Origin of the sequence: Bradyrhizobium lupini, from assembly GCF_040939785.1 — a bacterium.
In the GTDB taxonomy this organism is placed as follows: domain Bacteria; phylum Pseudomonadota; class Alphaproteobacteria; order Rhizobiales; family Xanthobacteraceae; genus Bradyrhizobium; species Bradyrhizobium canariense_D.
In genome coordinates this window covers 4436946-4460290 of record NZ_CP162553.1, presented here as the reverse complement: position 1 = coordinate 4460290, position 23345 = coordinate 4436946, and the positions used below count along the sequence as shown (strand labels likewise).

16 protein-coding genes and 3 pseudogenes are annotated in these 23345 nt (G+C 60.6%); 4 read left to right on the top strand and 15 right to left on the bottom strand.

Annotation, left to right across the window (positions count from 1 at the left end; genetic code table 11):
• Positions 1–57 precede the first annotated feature (57 nt).
• From AB3L03_RS21065 to AB3L03_RS21055, 3 genes and pseudogenes are all read right to left on the bottom strand, one after another.
• Positions 58–1092 (bottom strand): cupin domain-containing protein, encoded by a 1035-nt coding sequence (locus tag AB3L03_RS21065; RefSeq protein WP_368506984.1) that lies wholly within the window; start codon positions 1090–1092, stop codon positions 58–60.
• The gene (gene pdxA / locus AB3L03_RS21060) at positions 1092–2096 is read right to left on the bottom strand and encodes a 4-hydroxythreonine-4-phosphate dehydrogenase PdxA (protein ID WP_368509064.1); all 1005 of its coding nucleotides are present in this window, start codon (positions 2094–2096) and stop codon (positions 1092–1094) included. Before pdxA ends, AB3L03_RS21065 begins: the two co-directional genes overlap by 1 nt.
• A gap of 126 nt (positions 2097–2222) precedes the next feature.
• Positions 2223–3161: pseudogene (locus tag AB3L03_RS21055) on the bottom strand (four-carbon acid sugar kinase family protein); the annotation flags it as partial.
• On the opposite strand from AB3L03_RS21055, the gene AB3L03_RS21050 reads away from it, so the two are divergent.
• The gene (locus tag AB3L03_RS21050; protein WP_231190213.1) at positions 3137–4108 is read left to right on the top strand and encodes a LysR family transcriptional regulator; all 972 of its coding nucleotides are present in this window, start codon (positions 3137–3139) and stop codon (positions 4106–4108) included. The pseudogene AB3L03_RS21055 and the gene AB3L03_RS21050 sit on opposite strands and share 25 nt — an antisense overlap.
• Before the next feature lie 146 nt (positions 4109–4254).
• On the opposite strand, the gene AB3L03_RS21045 is transcribed toward AB3L03_RS21050, so the two are convergent.
• The 10 genes and pseudogenes from AB3L03_RS21045 to AB3L03_RS21000 form a co-directional block, all read right to left on the bottom strand.
• Complete coding sequence (locus AB3L03_RS21045) at positions 4255–5712, bottom strand: aldehyde dehydrogenase family protein (protein WP_368506983.1); 1458 nt, start codon at positions 5710–5712, stop codon at positions 4255–4257.
• An 83-nt stretch (positions 5713–5795) separates the two neighbouring features.
• Positions 5796–6989, bottom strand: coding sequence for an alanine racemase (locus tag AB3L03_RS21040; RefSeq protein WP_204514008.1), 1194 nt, complete (start codon positions 6987–6989; stop codon positions 5796–5798).
• Between the two features lie 11 nt (positions 6990–7000).
• On the bottom strand, positions 7001–7873 hold the full coding sequence (locus AB3L03_RS21035) for a GNAT family N-acetyltransferase (protein WP_204512489.1): 873 nt from the start codon (positions 7871–7873) through the stop codon (positions 7001–7003).
• A gap of 363 nt (positions 7874–8236) precedes the next feature.
• Complete coding sequence (thrC, locus tag AB3L03_RS21030; protein ID WP_204512490.1) at positions 8237–9664, bottom strand: threonine synthase; 1428 nt, start codon at positions 9662–9664, stop codon at positions 8237–8239.
• A gap of 87 nt (positions 9665–9751) precedes the next feature.
• Positions 9752–11061: pseudogene (locus AB3L03_RS21025) on the bottom strand (NAD(P)/FAD-dependent oxidoreductase).
• Between the two features lie 153 nt (positions 11062–11214).
• Complete coding sequence (locus AB3L03_RS21020; protein ID WP_026232479.1) at positions 11215–12093, bottom strand: ABC transporter permease; 879 nt, start codon at positions 12091–12093, stop codon at positions 11215–11217.
• A gap of 37 nt (positions 12094–12130) precedes the next feature.
• Positions 12131–13081: an ABC transporter permease gene (locus AB3L03_RS21015; RefSeq protein WP_018453192.1), complete on the bottom strand. Its 951-nt coding sequence runs from the start codon at positions 13079–13081 to the stop codon at positions 12131–12133.
• A gap of 72 nt (positions 13082–13153) precedes the next feature.
• The gene (locus AB3L03_RS21010; RefSeq protein WP_085350774.1) at positions 13154–14818 is read right to left on the bottom strand and encodes a peptide ABC transporter substrate-binding protein; all 1665 of its coding nucleotides are present in this window, start codon (positions 14816–14818) and stop codon (positions 13154–13156) included.
• Positions 14815–16518: an ABC transporter ATP-binding protein gene (locus AB3L03_RS21005; RefSeq protein ID WP_204512491.1), complete on the bottom strand. Its 1704-nt coding sequence runs from the start codon at positions 16516–16518 to the stop codon at positions 14815–14817. The genes AB3L03_RS21010 and AB3L03_RS21005 overlap by 4 nt, the downstream gene beginning before the upstream one ends.
• 103 nt (positions 16519–16621) lie before the next feature.
• Positions 16622–16810: a hypothetical protein gene (locus tag AB3L03_RS21000; protein ID WP_018453189.1), complete on the bottom strand. Its 189-nt coding sequence runs from the start codon at positions 16808–16810 to the stop codon at positions 16622–16624.
• A gap of 386 nt (positions 16811–17196) precedes the next feature.
• Here AB3L03_RS21000 and AB3L03_RS20995 point away from each other — a divergent pair, with 386 nt between their 5' ends.
• Positions 17197–18522 (top strand): FAD-binding oxidoreductase, encoded by a 1326-nt coding sequence (locus AB3L03_RS20995; protein WP_204512492.1) that lies wholly within the window; start codon positions 17197–17199, stop codon positions 18520–18522.
• A gap of 115 nt (positions 18523–18637) precedes the next feature.
• On the top strand, positions 18638–19114 hold the full coding sequence (locus tag AB3L03_RS20990) for an Lrp/AsnC family transcriptional regulator (protein ID WP_018453188.1): 477 nt from the start codon (positions 18638–18640) through the stop codon (positions 19112–19114).
• Positions 19115–19207: 93 nt separating this feature from the next.
• On the opposite strand, the pseudogene AB3L03_RS20985 reads toward AB3L03_RS20990, so the two are convergent.
• Positions 19208–20583: pseudogene (locus AB3L03_RS20985) on the bottom strand (aspartate aminotransferase family protein).
• A 316-nt stretch (positions 20584–20899) separates the two neighbouring features.
• Here AB3L03_RS20985 and AB3L03_RS20980 point away from each other — a divergent pair.
• The gene (locus AB3L03_RS20980; RefSeq protein ID WP_204512493.1) at positions 20900–21589 is read left to right on the top strand and encodes a haloacid dehalogenase type II; all 690 of its coding nucleotides are present in this window, start codon (positions 20900–20902) and stop codon (positions 21587–21589) included.
• Positions 21590–21827: 238 nt separating this feature from the next.
• Here AB3L03_RS20980 and AB3L03_RS20975 read toward each other — a convergent pair whose 3' ends face one another.
• A complete protein-coding gene (locus AB3L03_RS20975; protein ID WP_368506982.1) occupies positions 21828–23285 on the bottom strand; it encodes an NAD-dependent succinate-semialdehyde dehydrogenase in 1458 nt (485 codons plus the stop codon).
• Between the last annotated feature and the right edge of the window lie 60 nt (positions 23286–23345).

Here is a 23345-nt window from a genome sequence, read left to right as displayed (position 1 = left end):
GACCGGCGAAGGCCGGTCGACGGCGTCAAGCGTTTGCTCCGATCGCAGGCAGACGGTCTAGCCTTCGAGGTCGTGAGCGGTGCCGGCATCCATGGATGTGCCGGGTTCGAGCAGCACGACCTCGCAGACGTCGTCCAGCGCGACAGGGCAATGCTCTACCCCATGCGGGACCACGATGAACTCGCCTTGCTCGATGATCTCGTCCCGATCACGAAACTTCATCAGCAGGCGGCCTTTGTGCACCAGGAAGAGTTCGTCACCGCTCCTGTGAAAGCGCCAGGCGAACTCGCCCGCGAACTTGGCGAGCTTGATCTGCATGTCGTTAATCTGACCCGCGATCTTCGGAGACCAAGTCTCCTTGAGCTGCCCGAACGAGCTGGCCAGGTTCTTCTTGTGGAGCGGCGAGAGATGCCGGTTCAGAGCGGCCACGTCACGGATGATGGCCCCAAGCTGGCGAGCGACGTCCTTGTCGTCGGCCGGATACTTGCCGTCCAACGCGGCCGTGCCGATAGTGAAGCCGGCGACTCCTGCGTCCTTCAGGATGGCGATCCGCTCAGGCGTATCAATCGAGCCGGCCACATAGACGGGCTTGGGCACCGCCGCGCACACCGCCTTGATGAGGGCCGGGACGTCTTCCTTGGAGCGATAGGCGAGCAGGTCGAGGCCATACACGCCCTCCGGCACGGCGAGCGCCTGGGCGCTCTCAACGATCTCCTCGATGCTCCCTTCGAGCACGCTCGGATGACCGGTGATGCGACCCGGGAAGGGGCAGTATTGAATGCCGGTGCCAGCAAGGATCGGCAACACGTCGTCAACATGTGTGCCGCCGAGCAAGACGTCGACGCCGATTTCAACCGCCGCTTTCGCCGAAACGATCTCACTTTGCCGGTCGAGTGAGACGACTTCGAGATAGGAGGTGGCGCCGTCTGCCTTGATGACCCGGTTGAGAACTTTGAGTCGATCAATCGGCAGGCCGATGTCCTTGAAACCGATGTGGCGAACGCCAAGCCTCAGGGCGGTCTTGAGTTGTTCAGAGGCGTCCCCGACGGTGCGATCGTTGCGCGTGAGCATGAAGATAAAGCGAAGGCCCATTAGACTACCCCTTCTTTGGTCTTAATTTGCGCGGCGACGAGCCTTCGCGCGTAAGCCAGCGCGGTCTCGAGACTGCCGGTGTCGGCGATGCCTCGGCCCGCAATGTCGAATGCCGTGCCGTGATCAGGGCTTGTACGGACGAACGGCAGGCCGAGCGTGATGTTCACACCCTTTTCGAGGCCGAGATATTTCACCGGAATCAGGCCCTGATCGTGATATTGGGCCACGACCACATCGAAGCGGCCCTTGCGGGCCTGCATGTAGACAGTGTCCCCGGGCCAGGGGCCACTGGCGTCGATGCCCTCGGCGCGGGCCGCTTCGATCGCAGGCCGGATGATCTGGATTTCTTCGTCGCCGAAGAGACCACCTTCGCCGGCATGGGGGTTGAGCCCTGCCACTGCAATGCGCGGCGCCGCGATCCCGAGGGCCTTGCCGCCCTCATTTGCGAGCCGGATCGCCGACATCTGGGCATCGAAATCCGCTTGGTCGATGGCTTTGCGCAGCGACATGTGGATGGTGACGAGAACCGTGCGGATATCATCGTTGGCCAGCATCATCGCAACGCGCTCCGCACCACCATAGTCGGCGAGGATTTCGGTGTGCCCGGGATAGCGAATGCCCGCGCTTGCCATCGCTTCCTTGTTGATCGGTGCGGTGACGATGCCGCTGACCTTGCCGGCCTTGGCTGCCGCGACGGCGGCGACGACGGCATCGAAGGAAGCTTGGCCGGACATGGCGCTGACGCTCCCGAGCGGAGGCGGCGCGATGATTTGCGTCGCCTCGACAACTTCGATGGACCGCGGCTCAGAGCGCGCCTCTTCAGGTCCGGCGATACGCCTGACCGTCAGCTCGAGACCCAAACGATGGACGATATTCTCCATCACGGCGTAGCTGCCGAATACAACCGCGCCTTCGCCGGCCTTGGCCAATGTCTTCGCCACGATCTCCGGGCCGATGCCGGAGGCATCGCCCATTGTGATGGCGAGGGGAGCGGATTGGGTCATGATACAACCAGTTCTAATACCGAGGTGCCAAGGCGGAGCTGCGTGATCGCACGACGCAGCGTATCGTCGTCGCCCAAAGCCGCCTGCCTTCATGGCGATCAGCAGCTCTCGTCCATCTCCGAGGGACGTGCGGCCAAGCGGAAAGCCTGGCTCCAGCTCTTGCAGGATCTCGAACTCACAAATGTCCAGGCCATCCAGGATCGCCTCCATGGTGTCCCCGCCTGTGGCGATCACCATATCGAAACGCTTGTCGGCCACCCGTCGAGCCGCATTTTGAGCAATGTCGCGCAGGACGGATCCGGGATCATTCATCCGTTCGATCGGAGCCTGCAGCAGAGCGATTCCAGGCTCCATTGCGATGCAGCCGGCCTGACGATGGCTGCGCGGATTGGCGCTGCCGATCGCAACAAGAATGTCGCCACTAACCGCGGCGGTCACGTCCGACGCAACCGCAAGCGGCGCAAGACGCTTCGCCAGGGCAAGGGCCATGCCCGGAGAGCCCACCCATAGGATCGACTCCGGATCCGGCAGGGCCGCAACTTGTTTGTCGAGATCGGCCTGTGTCGCAGCATCAAGGATGACGACCCTTCCGATGGAGGCCGGAACGACCTCAGCCAGCCGAGAATGTCGCGCCGGATGGACGGGGTCGCGACCGTATTCGGTCTCCGTTACAGGAATGCCGTCCACAAGCTGAACGCCGTCGACGGTTGTACGCCCAGCGCCAGGGAACGCAGGTGCAAAGACCAGCATCTTGCGGCCGCTTACGGTGAAGGCCGCTTCCATCTCGGCCGTCACATGCCCGCGAAGAGTCGAGTCGACGGTCTTGTAGAGGACAACCCGCGAAGCGAGCTGCTGGGCAAGTTCTGACTGCCGCCGCGCCGCTTGCGAAGCCGGCACTGATCTAGATCCGCTATCAACGGCGACAATCGTGGCCTCCTGGTGCGGCAGCCGGCACCGGCCGACAACGGCTTGCAAACCGCGCTCGACAAACGGACCGGCCCCATCGGCGGCGCTGGTCAGGTCGTCGGCTAGGATACCGATTGTGTATTCGCCATTGGTTCGCATGGATCAATTATGCTAAGCAAATTCAACATAAAAAGCGATATTTTTTGCGCTACATTGGTGATATGAGATCACCAATGAGGCGATCAGAAATACCTTCATTGGACGACTTGCGTGCGTTCGAGACCGCTGCGCGGCTGGGGTCGGTTCGGCTTGCCGCGAACAGCCTTGCCTTGACCCATGGGGCTGTGAGTCGCCGTATCACCAAACTGTCGGAAGACCTTGGCTTCAATCTCTTCGAAAAATGCGGACGTGGCTTGAGTCTCACTGCCTCTGGAGAAGTGCTCAACCTCACACTCGGCCGTTTCTTCACCGAGCTGGCGACAACCGTTGAGAGCTTGCGTGCTGCCAACGCACAGCAGAACTCCCTCGTTCTCTCATGCGAGCCTTCAGTCGCTATGCGCTGGCTTATTCCACGGCTTGCAAGCTTTCAGGCCGTCCATCCCGACATCGCTCTACATCTGTCAGTCGCCGGCGGCCCCGTCGAGTTTCGCCGCGATCGGATCGATATGGCTATACGTCGGCTCGACTTTGCGCTCCCAGAGGCGTGGCACGTCCGGCGCCTTTTTCCTGAAAGGGTAGGACCGGTCATGAGCCCTCAGCTCGCAGCGGTGTTTGCCTCAGGAAACTACATCGCCCTAGGTTCGAAGACTCGGGCGGACGCTTGGTCGCGATGGCTTTCCACCCACCCGTCGGTGCGGCGCCCCGCGGAGATACGCTTCTACGATCACCACTTCCTCATCGTCGAAGCAGCATTGGCGGGATTGGGCGTTGCCCTCAGCCCGCGGGTCCTTGCAACGGACGACGTAGATAGAGGGCGGCTCATCGCACCTGCCGGTTTCGATCCGGACGAAAGCCACTATGGCCTCATCTGGGCGGGAGAAACTGAACTGTCTGGGAAAGCGAACTATCTTGCTTCATGGCTGCAGGAACAGTGCAATCTGATCTAATGATTCAACTTCGCGCTCCTCAAGGGCTCGGCGCTATCAGGCGTTGAACCCGACTTGAGAAGGTGTTCTGCGATCCGACGCGTGTGCGATCACCGCCGGAAACACTTTCGCGTCAGCGGAAGCCGATTCGCTTTCCGAGATGAATTTCATCGATAGAATCCGAGAACGGCCTTGGTCTCGAGATATTCTTCCATGCCCTCGCGGCCGTATTCCCTGCCGTTTCCGGAACGCTTGTATCCGCCAAAAGGTGCGTTCGGGTCCCAGTCGGGATAGTTGAGATGAACTTGACCAGACCGGATCTGCCCGGCGACCGCCTGCATCGTTTCAATATCCGTGCCCTGCACATGCGCGCCGAGGCCGTAGACGGTATCGTTGGCGATCTCGACCGCCCCGTCGACCTTATCGTAGGGAATGATCGACAGCACCGGGCCGAATATCTCCTCCTGCGCAATTCTCATGTCGCGATTGACGTTCGAGAAGATGGTCGGCTGCGCATAGAGGCCGACCTGAAGGTCGTTGGGCCGCCCCGGCCCGCCAATGACAAGCTTGGCGCCTTCCTCCAGGCCGATGCCGATCATGGCCTGGATACGCTCGAACTGCGGCGGGTTGGCGATCGGACCATGGGTCGTGCTTTCCGCAAGCGGATCGCCGACCACCAATTCAGAAGCGGCCGCCGCCGCCAGGATCTCGACCTTTGCCATCTGTGAGCGGGACACAAGCATACGCGTCGGTGCGCTGCAGGATTGGCCGAGATTGCGGAAGGCGGCGGCGACACCGAGCGGAACAGCCCGGCTCAAATCCGCATCCGGCAAGATGATGTTCGGTGACTTGCCGCCGAGCTCCTGTGCGACGCGCTTGACGGTGGGCGCCGCTGCTTGCGCGACGAGAACGCCTGCCCGCGTCGAGCCGGTGATCGAGATCATGTCGACTTGCGGATGCGACGCCAGACCGGTCCCCACGACTGGACCTGCCCCGTTGACGAGGTTGAAGACGCCGGGCGGACAGTCGGCATCGTCCATCACCTTGGCGAACAACAGGGCACTCAGCGGCGAAAGTTCGCTCGGCTTCAACACCACCGTGCAGCCAGCTGCCAGCGCCGGAGCGACCTTGGCCGTAATCTGGTAGAGGGGCCAATTCCAGGGGGTGATGAGACCACAGACGCCGATTGCCTCGCGCATAATCGCGGTGCTGCCGCGCGCGGCGATGAACGGATAGGTCGCGAGATTGTCACGCGCGACGCGGATATGTTCGGCAGCGAGCGGCACCTGGGCGCGGCGCGCGTAAGTGATGGCGGCCCCCATCTCGCACGTGATGGCCTGCGCAAACAGCTCCAGCCTATCGAGAAGCAAACCGTGAACCCGGTCGAGCAGCGCCGCCCGCTCGGCAGCCGGCTTACGGGACCAGCCGGTAAAGGCTTTTCTCGCGGCTGCGACCGCGCAGTCTACATCCTCATCATCGCCGAGCGCGATTTCTGCGACCGGCTGCTCGATCGCCGGATTGACGACGATCGCCGTCGCCAACCCGGTCGGCTTCCGCCATTCTCCGTCGATGTAAAATTTGCCGAGGAAGCCGGCTTCCGTCAGGTATCGAACGGCCGAGGTCATTGGAAGCGATCCTTGATCCGGTAATAGGCGCCGACCAGCGGAAGCTGGGCATGCGCAAATCGCCGCCCGATTCTGTTTCAGATCTACCAGCCGCGCATCCGCGGCCACTGAGCTTCGATTGCGTCACTTCCCGCCGAGATGACATTGTAAAGTTCGTGCTGTGACGCCGTCGCGCAGGCATGATTGGGCAGAATCCTGACCTTCGCGCCGATCGGGATATGCGGGAGGGCTGCAGCCGATCTGGACCTTATGGCGAGGATGCCGTGCTCCTGGCTCGCCTGCGCGACGATCAGATTCGGATAGAGTTGGCCGGACAGATCGCAGACGAGACCGTAACCTTGGTCGACCCGCTGCGCCACGGTACCGCGATCACGTGACAGTGCCATCCAGCCCGCATCGACCAAAATCCATCCCTTCTCCGGCTTCGTGCCGATGACGGTGGCGAGAACCGAGATCGCGATGTCGTCGGTCGTGCAGACACCGACGCCGTGCATCACCAGATCGAAGAACATGTAGACGCCGGCCCGCATCTCCGTGACGCCGGTCAGGCCTTCGGCGAAATGGGCGGTCGGCGTCGAACCGACACTTACGACCGGGCATTCATGCCCCGCCGCCCGCAATGTCTCCGCGGCCGCCACGGCCACGGCCCTTTCGTTCTCTGCGGCCGCGACGAGGGCATCGGACGAGCAAAGGCTGTAGGATTCGCCGGCATGGGTGAGAATGCCGGCGAGCGTGACGCCGGCCTCGGCCAGGGCCGCCGCGACGGCGATGAGCTTGGGATCGGTGGCGGTCAGCCCGCCGCGATGGCCGTCGCAGTCGATCTCGATGAAGGCGGAGGGCGTCACGCCGGCGGCACGCGCTGCCGTGCCCAACATCGCCGCCTGTTCAGGCGAATCGAGCAGCACCTTAAGGTCAACGCCGGCTTTGCGGAGACGCATCGCCCTTTCAGCGGTGTGCGGTGCCACGCCGACGGCATATGTCACGTCCCGGAAACCGTACTGCGCGAAGTACTCAGCCTCCGCCAAGGTGGAGACCGTGATCGGCCCCGGCCCGGAGGGATAGGCGCGCCGGGCAACCTCGATGGATTTCGCGGTTTTCATATGGGGGCGCAGCACGACGCCAGCCGCGGCCATACGAGAGGACAGACGGGCGAGATTGCGATCCAGCCGGTCTTTGTCGAGCAGGAGGGCCGGCGTCGCCAGTGCGCCGACCGTCGCGGTTATCTCGCGTGGCGCGGCGTTCTGGCTATCCGTCCGGCGCATATCGGGGCGTTGCATCTCAAGGTCTCCTAGCCGAACGACTGGTTGGCGACCGCGAACGTGCGCGCCGGCCCGGTCCATGGCATCTGCGTCCCCAAGACCATGGTGGTGGCGTCGCTGACCTTCTGCAGGCCGATGTTTCCAAGCCAGTCACCGAGTTGCGAGGAGGCCGAGGTGTCGATCCGGACGAAAACACTCCCGAGGGGCGCGAGCGCGGCCCCGATCAATGCGCGCGCATCGGTCGGGCTTTCGGCGATCACAGGGCCGATGACATGCCCGCGGCCGAAGAGACGGGAAATGGCGTAGCCGCGGGGTATGCCGTCACGCAGCAGGACATAGCCGCAACCGACCTCGATCAGCCGGTTCAGCATCTCGCGCCTCATCCAGCCGGTGGCCTCGTGATCGAGACCGACTATGGCCTCGAAGTCGGACGGAACCATCGCTCTGACGTTTCCGACCGGCGGCATGTCGCGGCCCTGGCCAGGAACGCCATGATGCTGGTGCAGCATGCCGATGCTGGCGAAGCCGCGGCGTGCGTAAAGCGCAAGGCCTTCGGCGGTCGAATTCAGCGTGACGATTCGTGGTCGTGCCGCCGCGAGCAGCGCGTCCATCAGCCGGGCCCCGTACCCCCGTCCCTGAACGGCTTTCGAGACGATGACCATTCCGGCGGAAGCATGGGTGTCGCCGTAAGGCCACCACAGCGCGGTCCCCACCACAGCACCCGCACTCGTCACCACGAAACCGCGGCCAAGCTGCAGCGCAAATTCCCAATCCTTGAGCAGATACGGCCAAGACATCTCCTGCGAGAGCTTCAAGGCACCTTTCAGATGCGCTCTCGCGAAAGCGATCAGGGCCACGTCTTCAATCTCGCGTTCTCCGGCTTGGGTAGCTTCGGTTGCCATGATGCGTCGACGTCTCATGCTTGGGTTAGCGGACTAATCGTCAGTGCCTGACACGGCGAGGTCCATCTGACGATGTTCCCGCGAATCGCAGCGTATCTCGGCTGCGACAGCATTACGCGATCAGACTGACGCAGAGTTCGGCAGGGAATTGCATTGATGATCCGATAGAAGGGACGATGTGCTGTCAGTGTCTCGCCACGCCGCAGCGCGATCCCGTTCCGGCATCCGATGGCCCGGAACGATACCGGGCATCAACCGCGGATCGCTCCGATAGCGCGCTTGAACGAACGCTGCGACCTCGTCGGGTGACAGCACCGTAAATACAGCCACGGCTGAAACACTCCTCGATCCGGAATCGACCCTTCAACAGGTTGCACCCTGCGTGATGTCCGCAATGTAGTTCTTTACAGCTTGTGCATCCGGGGGAAGGACTTTGACTCGCCTCGGCAGCCCTTCTAGTCCATCGAACCGTTGCGGACGATCTGGTTGCCGGCCTAACGCTTCCTTGATCGTCGTAGCGAATTTGATTGGCTGTGCAGTTTCGAGCACAAGCATCGGCGCCTCGGGGCTCACATGCATGCGCCCGACCGTCACACCATCCGCAGTGTGAGGATCGATCATTGTGTGGTAGCGATCCCACGTGTCACGGATCGTCGCCAGTCGATCGGCATGGGTGCTCCTGCCGCTGCGGAATCCGAAACGCGCCGCCGCCGTTACGAAGCTGGGATCACCGCTGAGGTCAAACGAACCGCATTCCCGAAGTTGGTTCTCAAACAGCGATTTCGTCCGACGGGCGTCGCGACCGAGCAAGTCGAACACGAAACGTTCGAGATTTGACGCCTTGGAGATGTCCATGGAAGGACTCGATGTTTCAAGCGTGTCAGCTCGGCTTCTGACGCGATAAATGCCGCTGCGGAAAAACTCGTCGAGCACGTCGTTTTCGTTGGTCGCAAGGACGAGACGGGATATTGGAAGTCCCATCATGCGCGCAACATGACCAGCGCAGATGTTTCCGAAGTTTCCTGAAGGCACGGAAAAGTCAACGCCTGCTGACCTCCCTTCGGAGACTTGAAAATAGCCGGAGAAGTAATAGACGACCTGCGCGACCAGTCGGGCCCAGTTGATCGAATTCACTGCACCTATCTTATATCGTCGTTTGAATTCCAGATCGCTGGACACACATTTGACGATGTCTTGGCAGTCGTCGAACACGCCATCTATGGCGATGTTGTGGATGTTGTCGTCCTGCAGGCTGAACATCTGAGCTTGCTGAAAGGAGCTCATCCGTCCGAGGGGCGACATCATGAAGACCCGCACCCCTTTCTTGCCGCGCATTGCGTATTCCGCAGCGCTCCCGGTGTCGCCACTGGTCGACCCAAGAATGTTCAATTCGTCGTGCCGGCGTGCCAGTTCGTACTCGAGCAGATTGCCGAGCAACTGCATGGCCACGTCCTTGAACGCCAGCGTAGGACCGTTCGACAATTCCTGGAGGTAAAGCCGCGTCTCCAGCTTTCGAAGCGGAACGATGTTCGAGGTTCCAAAGATCTCGGGCGTGTAGGTCTTTTCGCAGATTGCCTTCAGGTCAGCGGGCGGAATATCGCTGACGTAGAGCGACAGGACCTCGAAGGCCAGGCTGGGATAGGACAAGGCACGCCACGCATCCAATGTAGCGGCGTCCACACGCGGGTAGGTCTCAGGTACGTACAGCCCGCCATCCTCGGCGAGGCCTTCAAGCAATGTTTCGCAGAACTGTCTGCGACCTGAATGTCCGCGCGTGGATACGTAGTGCATCGATGCTCTTCTTTCGAGAGGCGGCAGTGCCGCCAGCTCCATGACCTGAGTTGTACCTTTGGGAATGCCCGATGGAGTTTCCAGCCGTCAGCGGCGGTCGCGCCACAGCGCAAAACGATCCTGCATCCGATATCCCCAGATCATGGCGGGCATGAACCAGGGATCGCCACGATAGAGCGGGATGGAGTCCGGCGGACGGAAGTCAAAGGCGGTGCGCGCCCGTTCGTGGTTTCCGATCAGCTTGTGGGCCGCGTGCATCCCGATCCAAGGCGCCCAGACGACGCCTGAACCGCAGAAGCCAGTGGCATAAACCACACCGTCCTCTTCGAAGATGCGCGGGAGCATGTCGCGATTCATCGCCACATTGCCGAACCAGCTGTGCGAAAGGCGAACATTCTCGAGTTCGGGGAAAAGGTTCACCAACCCCTTGCGCAGCAGGAGCTTTGGAGCCACCGGGTTACCGACACGAGAGCTGTCGCGCCCCCTAACAGGATACGTTTGCCGTCGGGCGATGGGCGGTAATAGAACCCGACCTGGCGGTTCTCGGTCATCATCATGCGTTTGGGCATCAGCCGCTCCATGACGTCAGGTGCGAGCTCCTCGGTTGCAATGATCCGGCTGCGAACCGGGACCAGCCTGCGGCGCAGGAAGGGAACGGCGCTATCAGTATAGCCATTCGTGCAAACCAGCACCTGACGCGCCTGCACCGAACCGGCCGAGGTCACGATCCGGAATCCGGAACCATCTCTCTCGATGGAGATGACGGGCGTATCCGCATGAACCGCGACGCCCGAAGCGAGCGCCACGCGAAGCAGTTCAGCGTGAAACTTCGCCGGTTGTAGCCCTCCGATATCCATCCGGACTGTTCCACCCCGGTAGACATCGGTGCCGATGTAGCTGTGCTGCTCGGCATAAGGTACGGCGTGAGACTCGATCCGCAGCCTCTTCGCTAATACTTCCGCGCTACGCGCCATCGTGTCGTACTGCTCATATCCAAACGCGCCCTTGAACTGCCCGACCAGCTGGAAATCGCAGGCAAGCCCCTCGGTCTTGATGAAATCGTAAAGGAACTCGCGGGCGATCTTGCCTTCCGCCTCGATTGCCAGCGCCTTGTCTGCGCCGAAGCGTCGGGAGATCGCGGCGTAATCCGGCCGTATGCTCGCGCTGGTTATTCCACCGTTGCGCGTCGAGGCTCCCTCGCCCGGACTCATCGCGTCAAAGGCCGCAACCGAGCGTCCCTCGCGCGCCAGCACCAGCCCGGCCGAAAGAGAGGCATAGCCAGCGCCCACGATCAGCACGTCAAGTTTCTTGGGAAGAGTCTGTTGAGGCAGCGACCTAAGTGGTGCGGCTTCCCACCAATAGGGCGTGTCCTTCTCTGCGGCTCTGGGCTCATGCATGTCGCTGACTTCTCGTGTGTTAAAAGTGGCCTTGGATTACTGACAAGACGGATTCTGATCAGCCAACGCGATGCTTGCGACGTCTACGCTATCAAGAGGTTCTGCTGGATAGCCTTCAACGCTGTCCGCTGCCTGCCACCTGGGCTCAAGCCGTCAAATGTGGTCATCTCTAACGTCAAGCGCATCGCGCAGCCCGTCGCCGATGAAGTTGAAGCTGGTCACTGCGATCGTAATCGCAGCGCCTGGAATGATGGCAAGCCAGGGAGCGCTGGCCAGATATTGCTGGGCGCCGTTCAGCAGATTGCCCCAGCTGGGCAGCGGTGGTTGGATGCCGTAACCAAGGAAACTGATATAGGCCTCCAGAAGAATCGCACGGGCGACGGTGAGGCTTGCGGCCACGATGATCGGACCCGTGGCATTGGGCAGAATTTCGCGAAGCATGATGTGCCTGCCGCTCAGACCGACCATGCGCGCGGCCTGGACAAACTCGCGCTCGCGCAGCGAACGGACCTCGGCTTCGACGATCCTGGCAACCTCCATCCAGCTCGTGACAGCAATGATGACAGTGATCATCATCGGGCTGGGCCGGAGCGTCGCGGCCAACGCCAGCACGAGGAAAATCGAGGGGAAGGAAAGAAAGCCATCCACCGTGCGCATCAGCGCGGCTCCGATCCAGCCCCCGCGATAGCCTGCGGTCACGCCGACGAGCGTTCCGATCAGCGTTGACAACAACATCGCGGAGAATCCCACCAGTAGCGAGACACGCCCGGCCATCAAGAGTCGCACGGCCAAGTCTCGCCCCAACGGGTCGGTGCCGAAATAATGATGACCGCTCAAGGGAGGAGCAAAGCGGGCGCGCAGATCTATATAGAGCGAATCGTAAGGCAAGGCGTAGGGGCCCACGACGCACGCCAACACGAGCAGGGCGATCATCGCGAACCCGAGCAGCGCCAGATGGTGTCGCATGAACCGGCGCACCCCGCGGCTGTGCCACCAGCGAATTGGAGGGAGGTGGGCGGAGATATCAGTCATAACGGGGGACTCCTGTTGACGGCACGAACCTGCGTCTTCAGCTGAGACGAATGCGCGGATCGACGAGTGCGACAAGGATGTCTGCGACGAGATTGCCCAGCACGACAAGGATGGCTGAGAATATCAACAGCCCCATGACCATCGGATAGTCACTGTAGCCGAGGCTGTCGAGAAACAGCCGCCCCATTCCCGGCCAGGTAAAGATGGTCTCAGTGACCAACGCGCCGGTCAGAATGCTCGGCAACTGCACCCCAGCCAGGGTGATCATCGGCAACAGCGCATTGCCGACGACATGCTTCAGCAGGATGCGGCGCTCACTTAGGCCCTTGGCACGAGCCGTCTTGACGAAATCCTGGCTCAGCGCATCAAGGGTCGCGGTGCGCATGTAGCGGCTCCAGACCGCGACATGGACCAGCGACAGCACCAAGCTTGGCAAGATCAGGTGATGCAAGTAGTCCAGCACCGATCCGTCGCCGATCGTGTACATGTTCCCTGCAGGCACCCAACCGAGCTTCAACGTGAAGATATAGATGCCGACGAGGCCGAACCAGAAGGTCGGGACCGACAGCGCGACCATGGCGCCAATCGTCGCGCAATAATCGAACAGGGAATAGCGGTGGGTGGCACCGCGGATCCCGATCCAGGAACCAAGGGCGATGGCCAGTGCCGTGGACGTCCCCATCAGCAGCAGCGTAGCGAAGAGGTGACGCCCAATCACCGCCAGCACCGGCGTTCCGTCGCGGAAAGAGTGACCCCAGTCGCCCTGAACCAACCGCCAGGCCCAATCAAAATACTGAATCCACAACGGCCGGTTCAGCCCGAGCTGCTCTGCCAGTCGCTCAATGTCCTTCTGGGTCATGCCGGGATCCAGCCCGAACTGCGCGAGAGGACCGCCCGGCATGAAGTTGAGCACCGTGAAGCCAATGATCGAGACGATCACCAACAGCACGATGCTCTGCGAAAAGCGATTAAGCAGGAACCCGGGCATTCGAGTCTCCATGTTAGCTTGACAGCGCCTAGGCGCCGCCCTGCGCCTATACGGGCCTCGGGCGGCGATACGTCAACTCGCCCAAGACCAAGCCAGCGCGTTCCAGGATTCGGTGCGCGTGTTGACGTTCGGCACGACGCCGGAAATGCCCTTCTTGTTACCCTGGACCGAATTGGTCTGGTACAGCGGCAAGAAGGGCAGGTCGCGGCGAACGAGCTCTTGTACGCGACGGTAGATCGAGCGCCGCGCGTCCGGATCGAAGCTGCGAGCGCCTTGGTCGAGCAAGGCATCGACCTCTGGATTTGAATACTGCGCATTATTCGAACCACGCCCGCCCTTCGCTGCAATCGCACGCGAGTGCAAGCGATTGGTCACGTCCGGGTCGGCGCCGATCAGATACGTGCTGCCGACGATCACGGAATCGAATTGCGATTGCTGCCAGAACTCGCCCCACATCACCGCGGCGGGCAAGTTCGATATCTTCATCTCGACGCCCAACTGAGCAAATGTCTGCTGCAAGAACTGCTGCACCTGCTCGCGAAGCGGATCGCCTGACGTGGTCGAGCTGGCAAAGGACAGACGGACGCCGCTTTTGGCACGAACGCCATCCCGCCCGGGCGCCCAGCCGGCTTGGTCGAGGATCTGGCGCGCGCGGTCCAGATTGTATGCGTGTGCCGGAAGATTGGAGTTATAGTAGGTGGACTGCCTCGGCATGAAGGTCTCCGTCGGAGTCGGCACGCCGTAATAGAGCCCCTGGATGATCGATTCCTTGTCGATGGCTGCGTAGAGCGCCTCACGGACTGCAAGTTCCTTGAACTGTGGACGCTCCAAATTCAGGTAAAAGGACTCGAATGAAGCCTTTGGGACCAGTGTCACCACTCGGTTCGCCAGCGCCTTGGCTTCCTCGTAATGATCAGCTGTGATGTACGGCTGCCCCATCAGGTCCACATCACCGCTCTTGAACTGAGTGTAGAGGACGGTGAGATCGGGAATGTATTTGAAGATCAGCTTCTCGATGTGTGGGCCTTCTCCGAAATATTCGGGGTTAGCCACGAGTTCGAGATGATCGCCTGCAACCCGCTTACCCCATTTGAATGCGCCGGTGCCGACCGGCGCCTGGTTGAAGGCGGCGTTGTTTGGATTGGCCTCCTTCTCGAGGATGTGCTTGGGCACGATGAAGGTTTCGGTCAGGAACGAAAGATAAGGCGCAAAAACCTGTTCCATTCGCCACGAGATCTCCGTGGGCGAGATCACCGTGATGTCGCGCACGAGGGCATGGCCAGCTGTGCGCCAACTCCGGAAGGCGGGATTGGTGATCAGTTCGAGGGTGAATTTCACATCCTCGGCCGTGAAGGGTTTGCCGTCGTGCCAGCGCACACCGTCACGCAGACGGATGCGCCATTTGAGGCCGTCCTCCGAAATGCCGCCGTTCTTCTGGTTCGGTACTTCGACGGCAAGGTTGGGCTCAATCTCACCCTTTGGGTCGATCCGGAAGAGCGCGTCGAAAACCGAGAAATGCACACCATCATCGACTTCAATGTGCGCCATCAGCGGATTGAAGACGGTCGGCTCTTGTCCAAGTCCGACGACGATGCGACCGCTCGGTTTGGCGGGGGCCTTCTGAGCGAAGGCGGGCGTACCCAACAGGCCTGGTGCAGCGAGGCCGGCAGCCCCGGCCACCATCAATCGAAGTGCATTGCGCCGTGAATAGCTCGAGTCAAAATAGGCTTCCGTCATGACCTCTCCTCGTTCTTGGCTGTGTCCCGCCGGTATTCATTGACTCCCGCGAGCGCGCGAGCGCCCCTTGGCTGCTCGCCGGGGATGGCAGCGACGAGCTCGCGCGTGTAGGCGGATTTCGGGTCCAGGAAGATCTGCGACGGCGGTCCGCGTTCGATGATCTGTCCTCGATGCATGACGGCGATCTCATCGCAAATCTGGCTGGCAACGCGCAAATCATGCGTGATGAAGATCATCGAGACGCCGGTCTCCCGCTGAATCTGATCCAGCAGCTTCAGGATTTGGGCCTGGATCGAGACATCAAGCGCGGAGACGGCTTCGTCGGCGATCAGCAGTTGTGGTTTGAACATCAGCGCACGGGCGATGCCGACGCGCTGGCGCTGACCGCCGGAAAATTCGTGCGGATAGCGGTCGAAGGCGCCTGAATCCAGGCCGACATGGGACAGAAGCTCCCGCGCCCGCTCACCAGCCTCTCTGTGCGGCACGCCATGCGCGACCGGCCCGACTGTGAGAATTTGCCCGACCGTCGAGCGCGGGTTGAGCGACGCAAAAGGATCCTGGAAGATCATCTGGATTTTTGGCCTTAGCGGCCTAAACTCGGCCTCGGTAAGCCGGGCGACGTCGCGGCCTTCGAAGAAAATCGAGCCACCGTCGCTCTCCATGAGCTTGATCAGCAGCCGCCCGAGCGACGATTTGCCCGAACCGCTTTCTCCGACAACGCCTAGCGTGCGGCCCTGCGTGAGATCGAACGAGACACCATTGACCGCAGGCACGATGCGCTGCGTACGGAAAAGCGCACTGCCGCTACGATAGGTCTTGACCAGACACTCGACCTTCAGGATTGACGCCCTGCCGGCGGCTTCCAAGGGATTGCGGTCCTTGCCGGTCAGGTGCGGCACGGCCGCGATCAGGCGGCGCGTATAGAGGTGACTGGGCGACTTGAGCACCTGCTCGGCACTGCCTTGCTCCACGCAATGACCCTTCTCCATCACCACAACGGAATCGGCAATCTCCGCCACGACTCCAAAGTCATGGGTGATAAACATCACGCTCATTCCCTTGCGGCGCTGAATGTCGCGGATCAGTTTGAGGATCTGCGCCTGCGTCGTCACGTCGAGGGCGGTCGTCGGCTCGTCGGCAATCAGGATCGCGGGCTCAAGAGCCAGAGCCATGGCGATCATCACCCGCTGCCGTTGCCCGCCCGAAAGCCGGAATGGATACTGGTGATACATGAGTTGCGGATCGGGAAGGCCGACCTCAACCAACAAGTCTATGGCGCGGCTGCGACGGGATTTCGCGGTCCCAACGTCGTGCGCTGCCATCACTTCCTCGATCTGCGCGCCCACGGTCATCAGCGGATTGAGCGCTGAGAGCGGATCTTGAAAGATCATCGAGACGACGCGGCCGCGAAGGTTGCGGAGCTTATCGGGCGAGATGGCTACGATGTCGGTCCCATTCAGGTCGATCGAACCCGAGGCAACACGTATCGCCTTGGGCAGAAGCCCCATGATCGCATTGGCTGTGACCGACTTGCCCGATCCGGACTCTCCAATGATGCACAGTATCTGACCCCGCTTCAGATCAAAGGAGACGTTCTCGACGGCGTGAGCCCGCTCCATCCCGGCCGGCAGGCTCACGGTCAGGTCGCGCACCGAGAGTGCCACATCTTCCGAAGCTACAGCCTGAGAGGCAGAGGCCATTTGAACAGTCTCCCCTTTCAACGGCGTTGGGTCATTCTGCTGCGGATTGGCTCTTCGGCCATTGTTGCCGCCGCGACGATCGGACAGGTCGAAAATTCGCCGCTCATTTTGCCATTCCCTGTTCGGAGAGTGCGACATGATTCAAAGCTTGGTGCTCGACAGGAAAAAGCTGTCGCTCAAGCCAAAACATCGGACGAGCGGCCAACTCGATCACTGAATCGAAGTTCGTGGAGCTAACAGTCCCATCCAGCTTGATTGCTCTTGTGGAGGTCTGTTCCTGGACAAGGCTCATCCAGCGTCCCTTTAGAACTTCTGCCACTGATCGACATTGACCCGGCATTCGCGAGTTTGACTGCTTCAATCACCCCAGAGTCGCCGAAACGCGCCGTATGGGCAGCAGGAAGTTCTGAAAACGAAGTGCCATCTGGCATTTCAGTCTGCGCCGCGACGAGAGAACTCTCAGGCGGCCTGCCTTGTGCACGGCACGGCTGCACGCGCTCAACGCCTGATGCCCTGGTGCTTTGGCGAATGAGGTGGGCGCGAGCAACGTGTTCTCGCAATAATAGCTTGAACAGTAGTCGGCAAACCGCAGAATATTCCGTCTAATCACAAATTCCCGCAGAGCACCTGCCGCGAATGCTCAGCTACGATAGGTCAAACGCCGGGAGTCCTCGCTTCATGAGTGCGCCGCTCATCCATATTGAATCAAGCCCGTCTCTGCCTCAAGAGGCTGACGTCGTCGTCATTGGCGGCGGCGTGGTGGGCGTGTTCACGGCTTACTATCTCGCCCGCCGCGGCGTTAAGGTCGCCTTGCTAGAGAAGGGGCGTGTCGCCGCCGAGCAGTCCAGTCGCAATTGGGGATGGTGCCGTCAACAGAATCGCGACGCACGCGAGCTACCGATCGCCACCAAGAGTCTCGATCTTTGGGAGAGAGTAGCACAGGAGACCGGGGAAGACACGGGCTTCCGCCGCTGCGGGCTTCTCTATCTGTCGAATGACGAGAATGAGCTGACCTGCTGGGCGAAATGGCGCGATTTTGCAAAGACGGTCGGCGTTACGACACACATGTTGAGCACGAACGAAGCTAGCGAGAGAGGCAAAGCGACGGGCCGCAAATGGAAAGGCGGCGTCTCCTCTCCAACCGACGGAACGGCAGACCCTTCGAAGGCTGTGCCCGTGGTCGCGCGTGCGATGATGACGGCGGGCGGCACGGTGCACCAGCACTGCGCCGCTCGCGGCATAGAGCTCCGTGCCGGCCGGGTGAACGGCGTAGTGACCGAAATGGGCACAATCCGGACCAACACGGTGGTCATGGCAGGAGGGGCCTGGGCCTCTTCGTTCTGCAACCAGCTCGGCATTCGCTTCCCACAGGCGTCCGTGCGCCAGTCCATTCTCGCCGTGGCTCCTGGCGCGGCGGGTCTGCCCGACGCCCTGCACACTGCAGTCGTGTCGCTCACGCGGCGTAGCAGCGGCGGGTACACGCTGGCGATAAGCGGGCGCGCGCGAGTCGATCCAACGCCGCAGCAATTCAGGTTCGCCCGCGAATTCGTGCCGATGTTTGCTCGCCGCTGGCGCAGTCTCGCCCCTGGAGCATTCGAGGGCATGCGCCAAGGTCATGAATCCTTGGCGAAGTGGGCGCTCGATGAGACGACCCCGATGGAGCTGAACCGGACACTTAATCCCCGTCCCGACATGCGGCAGATTCGGCTGACACATAAAAGAGCTTGCGAATTGCTGCCTGAACTCCGTCGCGTCGCAATCTCCAATGTCTGGGCCGGCTATATTGACAGCACACCGGATGGCGTTCCCGCCATCGGTGAGGTGGGGGCGATTCCGGGCTTTATCCTTGCGGCCGGGTTCAGCGGACACGGTTTCGGGATTGGTCCCGGCGCAGGGCACCTGATCGCGGACATCATTACTGGTACTGCACCGATCGTCGACCCGCGTCCATACAGGCCGGAGCGGCTGAAAACGGGTGCCTGGGGCAAGGTCGCCGAGTTCTGAAAAGCAATCTCTCCGCCCGGTGGGAAAGGATGCTGGTTGGTGCTATGACAGTGCGTATGACGCTGAAGCCTCAAAGCCTTGACGCCGCTATGGCTCCCATCTCATGGCATTGCCTATGAAGCTCGATAAGATCGACATCAGGATTTTATGCGAACTGCAGAAGAACGGGCGGACTTCCAACGTCGAGCTCGCAGAGCTGATAAACCTTTCCCCGAGCCCGTGCCTGATGCGCGTCAAGAGGCTCCAGACGGAGGGCTTCATCACCGGCTATTCCGCCCAGATCGACGTCTCCAAGCTCGGACAAACTCTGACTGTGTTCGCCGAGATCACGCTCAAAAATCATCGCCAGATCGATTTCGCGCGCTTTCTCACGACCATCGAAAAGATAGATTCGGTCGTCGAATGTCATCTGGTTTCGGGCGGATATGACTACCTGGTGAAGTTTATCACAGCGGGAATCAGCGAATATCAAGCGCTGATGGAACGTCTCGTCGAGATGGATATCGGAATCGACAAATACTTCAGTTTTGTCGTGCTGAAGTCTCCGATCGTGAAATCCCATCTGCCTCTCGAAAGCATATTCAATAGCTGAAGAACAATCCTCCACCCCGGGGAGCATGGGCAGATCGCCGGGCCGGCGCTACGGCTCAGGCTTTTTCTGGCCTCGGAATGACAGGCGCAGTGATTATCCTTTCATCGCCGCGCGGACGTCCCTGTCTTCGAGGGTTTGGTCGAGCGTCATGCGAGTTCGTTCGATGATGCCGTCGATGTCCGCATCCGTGCAGCAGAGCGGGGGCGCAAGACCCAGCACGCCCTGGGCAAAGGCGCGGATGACGAGACCGTTGTCCCATGCGCGGTCGAATATGCGGCGCGCGGCGTCAGCTTCCGCCGGCAGGGGCGTCTTGCGCTCCTTGTCCGTGACGAGCTCGATTGCGGCCAGCATGCCGCGACCACGGACATCGCCGACAAGTGGATGATCGGCAAGCGCGCGAAGGCCTTCCATCAGGCGGTGCCCCGCCTTTCGGCCGTTTGCCAACAAGCCATTTTCGTAAAGATCCAGGCACGCGAGCCCGACCGCTGCACTGACGGGATGCGCGGAATAGGTGTAGCCGTGGCCGACGGCCGTCTTGCCGGCTCCGTCCGCAATCGTGTTGTAGACGCGGTCGGACATGAAAACGGCTCCCATCGGCACATAGCCCGACGTCAGACCCTTTGCGGTGGTCATGAAATCCGGCACGACGTCGTCTTCTTCGCAGGCGAAAAATGGGCCGACACGACCAAAGCCAGTGATGACCTCATCGACTACGAACAAAATATCGTTCTCCTTGCAAACGGCGTGCATGGCTTTCAACCAAGATGGCGGTGGCACGAGGACACCCCTGATCCCTGAATTGGCTCGACGTAAAAAGCCGCAATGCGATCTGCGCCAAGTTCGGCGATCTTGGCTCGCAAGGCCGCGACCGACGCAGCAATGATAGCCTGAGGATGGGAACCGACAGGATTACGATAGGTATAGTGCGACGGAATTTTGTGCTGCCAGCTATAAGGTACCCCAAAGCCCGCATGAAAGGCGGGGATCGCGGTCAAGCCGGACCCTGCCGTCGACGATCCGTGGTAGCCATGCTCGACGGAAATGAACTGATCCTTCTGCGGCGTACCCTTGGCATGATAATAGTACCGAATAAATCGGATTGTGCTGTCGACGGCATCGGAGCCACCTAGCGTGAAGTAAACATGGTTCAGATCGCCAGGCGCCAATTCGGCCAACCTGGCGGCCAGCCGGATGGCCGGATCGGAGCCCAACCCGAAATAGCCCGTCGCGTAAGGCAGCTCGCGCAACTGCTTCGTGGCAGCTTCAACGATGCTCTCTTGTCCGTACCCGACGTTGACACACCACAGACCAGCAAACCCGTCGAGCAATTGATGTCCCGATGCATCGGTCAGGGTCGCGCCCTTCGCTGATCTTAACACCCGCACACCCAAGGCCTCGTGACCGCGATAGGATGAGACCGGGTGAACCAGATGTGCGCGGTCCAGCTCGATCAGCGAATTGCTCAACATTTCGGCCTCCATATCAACCCGAAACGCAAAGTAGGATATCGACGACAGCAGTTCCTCCCAAGCTGCGCCTGAGCCAAAGGAGTTTTGACTTTCGTTTTTGATCGACGCCGCATCTTATACCGCGGCGGCGTCCGCCGCGTGGCGGTGCTGTTCAACTCGAAAGGTTGCTTGGCGCAACTCTCTGCCAAGGCTTCGAGCCGATACGACACAATCTGCTTCCGGCTCCAGCGAAAGCGGCGCTTTATCTTACGCGATGCTCATTATGATGCTTGTCGTACTGGCACGCGGTGCCGAGAGGATTGGAGGATACCACGACATGACCGAGTTCCGACCGAAATATATCACTTTCGATTGCTACGGCACGCTGACGAATTTCGACATGGCCGGTGCGGCAAGGCGAGTCTACGGCTCCCAGCTTTCTGCCACGACGATGGCAAGTTTCATCAAGGATTTCGCCGCCTATCGCCTGGACGAAGTTCTTGGCGCGTGGAAGCCATACTTCGAGGTCGTGCATAATTCGGTAGAGCGCGCGTGCAAGCGCAACGGTGTCGTATTTCGGCCGGAGGATGCCCAGCGCATCAATCAAGAGATCCACACTTGGGGTCCACACCCCGACGTCCCGGCGGGTCTGGCCAAAGTTGCCAGGGAGATTCCGCTGGTCATCCTGTCGAATTCCATGAAGAACCTCATCATGTCGAACGTCGAGAAGCTCGGCGCGCCCTTCCACACGGTCATCACGGCCGAGGAAACCGGCGCCTACAAGCCGCACATGAAAGGCTTTGAATACATGCTGGACAAGCTTGGCTGCGGTCCGGAAGATATCACCCACGTCTCATCCTCCTTCCGCTACGACCTGATGACAGCCTACGACCTGGGCATCAAGAGCAAGGTGTGGGTGAACCGCGGTCATGAGCCCGCGAATCCCTTCTATGAATACAGTGAGGTCGCTGACATCGGCGGGCTCGCCGCCGCAGTCGGCTTGGAGCCCCTTCGAAGAAGTGCGTGAAGGCATATCCTTTTCGGGCTCTTTCGCGGCACGTAGACCTTCGAAAATTTCAGTAGAGACTGTTGCGTGATGAATAAAGGGGGCGGTTCAACCGCTCCCTTTTTCTGTGTTCGAACTACTCATCCGACAGAATTGTGTTACTTCGCTGTCGAGGCATCATGGTGTTGTCGCGCGGATGCGGTCCGCCGCAAAATCGGAGAACCCTTCGATTCCTCTCCTGAAACCAGGAATCGCCCCCTTATTCCAATCCGCCGACATGAAGCGTTTTGATCTCAAGATATTCATCTATCCCGAGCTGGGATCCTTCGCGCCCCAGCCCGGACTGCTTTACACCGCCGAACGGCGCGACCTCGGTCGAGATCAGGCCGGTGTTCAGGCCCACCATGCCGAATTCCAGCGCCTCGGCAACGCGCCACGAGCGCTTGAGGTTTTCAGTGTAGAAGTAGGCGGCAAGGCCGAAGGGCGTGCCGTTCGCGATCGCGATCGCTTCGTCCTCCGTCTCGAAGCGGAAAAGCGGCGCGACTGGTCCGAACGTCTCTTCTGAGGCCAAGAGCATGTCAGTCGTTGCCTCACCGAGCACGACGGGGCGCGCATACTGCCGACCTTCCGGCATACGTTCGCTCTGCGAGATGATCTTCGCGCCTTTGTCCAGGGCGTCTGTGACGTGCCGCTTGATCTTTTCTATCGCCGCGCCATTGATCATTGGTCCGATTTCGACACCTTCTTCGGTGCCGGCACCGACCTTCATTTTTGCGACCCGGCTGGCGAGCCTTTTCGCAAAGGCATCGTAAACGCCGGATTGCACCAGAATGCGATTGGAGCAAACGCAGGTCTGTCCGCCATTACGAAACTTCGACGCAATCGCGCCCTCGACGGCCCGGTCAACATCGGCATCATCAAAGACGATGAACGGCGCGTTGCCGCCGAGCTCGAGGCTGAGCTTCTTGATGTTGGCGGCGGCGCCCTTCATCAGCAATGCGCCGACGCGAGTCGACCCGGTAAACGAGATCTTACGGACAGTTTCATTGGTCATCAGTTCTTGGCCGATTTCCGCGGGCATGCCCGTCACGATATTAATGACGCCCGCCGGGATCCCTGCCCGCTGCGCCAGAACGCCGATCGCGAGCGCCGAAAATGGCGTAAATTCAGATGGCTTAATGACCACGGTGCAGCCCGCAGCAAGCGCAGGTGCCACCTTGCGCGTGATCATGGCGTTAGGAAAGTTCCAGGGGGTGATGATCCCGCAGACGCCTACCGGCTCTTTCAGCACCAGAATGCGGCGATCGGCAGTGGGTGAAGGGATGGTCGATCCGTTGATCCGGCGTGTCTCTTCCGCAAACCATTTTACGAAGGATGCCCCATAGCGGATTTCTCCGAGCGATTCAGCAAGCGGCTTGCCCTGTTCCAGAGTCAGCAAGAGCGCCAGATCCTGCTCATGCTGCCGCATCAGCTCATACCAACGCTCCAAAAGTGCCGCGCGTTTTGCATGAGTAGTCTTCTTCCAAGCTTTGAACGCATCAGCCGCAGCGTTGATTGCAGCCGCAGTCTCGTTACGCCCCATATGGGGGATGGTACCAAGGACGTTCTGGCTGGCAGGATCAATGACATTGACAGTGGCTTTCGCGCTCGCATCTCGCCAATTGCCGCCGATCAGCCCTTGCTGGCGAAACAGATCCTTGTCCTTCAATGCAATCATCTACATGTTCCTTTGCCTTCGGGCCCTACTCCGCCATTCCTGCTTGCCAACCGAGCAGGT

Bases quoted from the DNA above. Each gene is read 5' to 3' on its own strand.
- AB3L03_RS21065 (WP_368506984.1), bottom strand. From the start codon at position 1,092: ATGGGCCTTCGCTTTATCTTCATGCTCACGCGCAACGATCGCACCGTC.
- pdxA (WP_368509064.1), bottom strand. From the start codon at position 2,096: ATGACCCAATCCGCTCCCCTCGCCATCACAATGGGCGATGCCTCCGGC.
- AB3L03_RS21045 (WP_368506983.1), bottom strand. From the start codon at position 5,712: ATGACCTCGGCCGTTCGATACCTGACGGAAGCCGGCTTCCTCGGCAAA.
- AB3L03_RS21040 (WP_204514008.1), bottom strand. From the start codon at position 6,989: ATGCAACGCCCCGATATGCGCCGGACGGATAGCCAGAACGCCGCGCCA.
- AB3L03_RS21035 (WP_204512489.1), bottom strand. From the start codon at position 7,873: ATGGCAACCGAAGCTACCCAAGCCGGAGAACGCGAGATTGAAGACGTG.
- thrC (WP_204512490.1), bottom strand. From the start codon at position 9,664: ATGCACTACGTATCCACGCGCGGACATTCAGGTCGCAGACAGTTCTGC.
- AB3L03_RS21020 (WP_026232479.1), bottom strand. From the start codon at position 12,093: ATGACTGATATCTCCGCCCACCTCCCTCCAATTCGCTGGTGGCACAGC.
- AB3L03_RS21015 (WP_018453192.1), bottom strand. From the start codon at position 13,081: ATGCCCGGGTTCCTGCTTAATCGCTTTTCGCAGAGCATCGTGCTGTTG.
- AB3L03_RS21010 (WP_085350774.1), bottom strand. From the start codon at position 14,818: ATGACGGAAGCCTATTTTGACTCGAGCTATTCACGGCGCAATGCACTT.
- AB3L03_RS21005 (WP_204512491.1), bottom strand. From the start codon at position 16,518: ATGGCCTCTGCCTCTCAGGCTGTAGCTTCGGAAGATGTGGCACTCTCG.
- AB3L03_RS21000 (WP_018453189.1), bottom strand. From the start codon at position 16,810: ATGAGCCTTGTCCAGGAACAGACCTCCACAAGAGCAATCAAGCTGGAT.
- AB3L03_RS20995 (WP_204512492.1), top strand. From the start codon at position 17,197: ATGAGTGCGCCGCTCATCCATATTGAATCAAGCCCGTCTCTGCCTCAA.
- AB3L03_RS20990 (WP_018453188.1), top strand. From the start codon at position 18,638: ATGAAGCTCGATAAGATCGACATCAGGATTTTATGCGAACTGCAGAAG.
- AB3L03_RS20980 (WP_204512493.1), top strand. From the start codon at position 20,900: ATGACCGAGTTCCGACCGAAATATATCACTTTCGATTGCTACGGCACG.
- AB3L03_RS20975 (WP_368506982.1), bottom strand. From the start codon at position 23,285: ATGATTGCATTGAAGGACAAGGATCTGTTTCGCCAGCAAGGGCTGATC.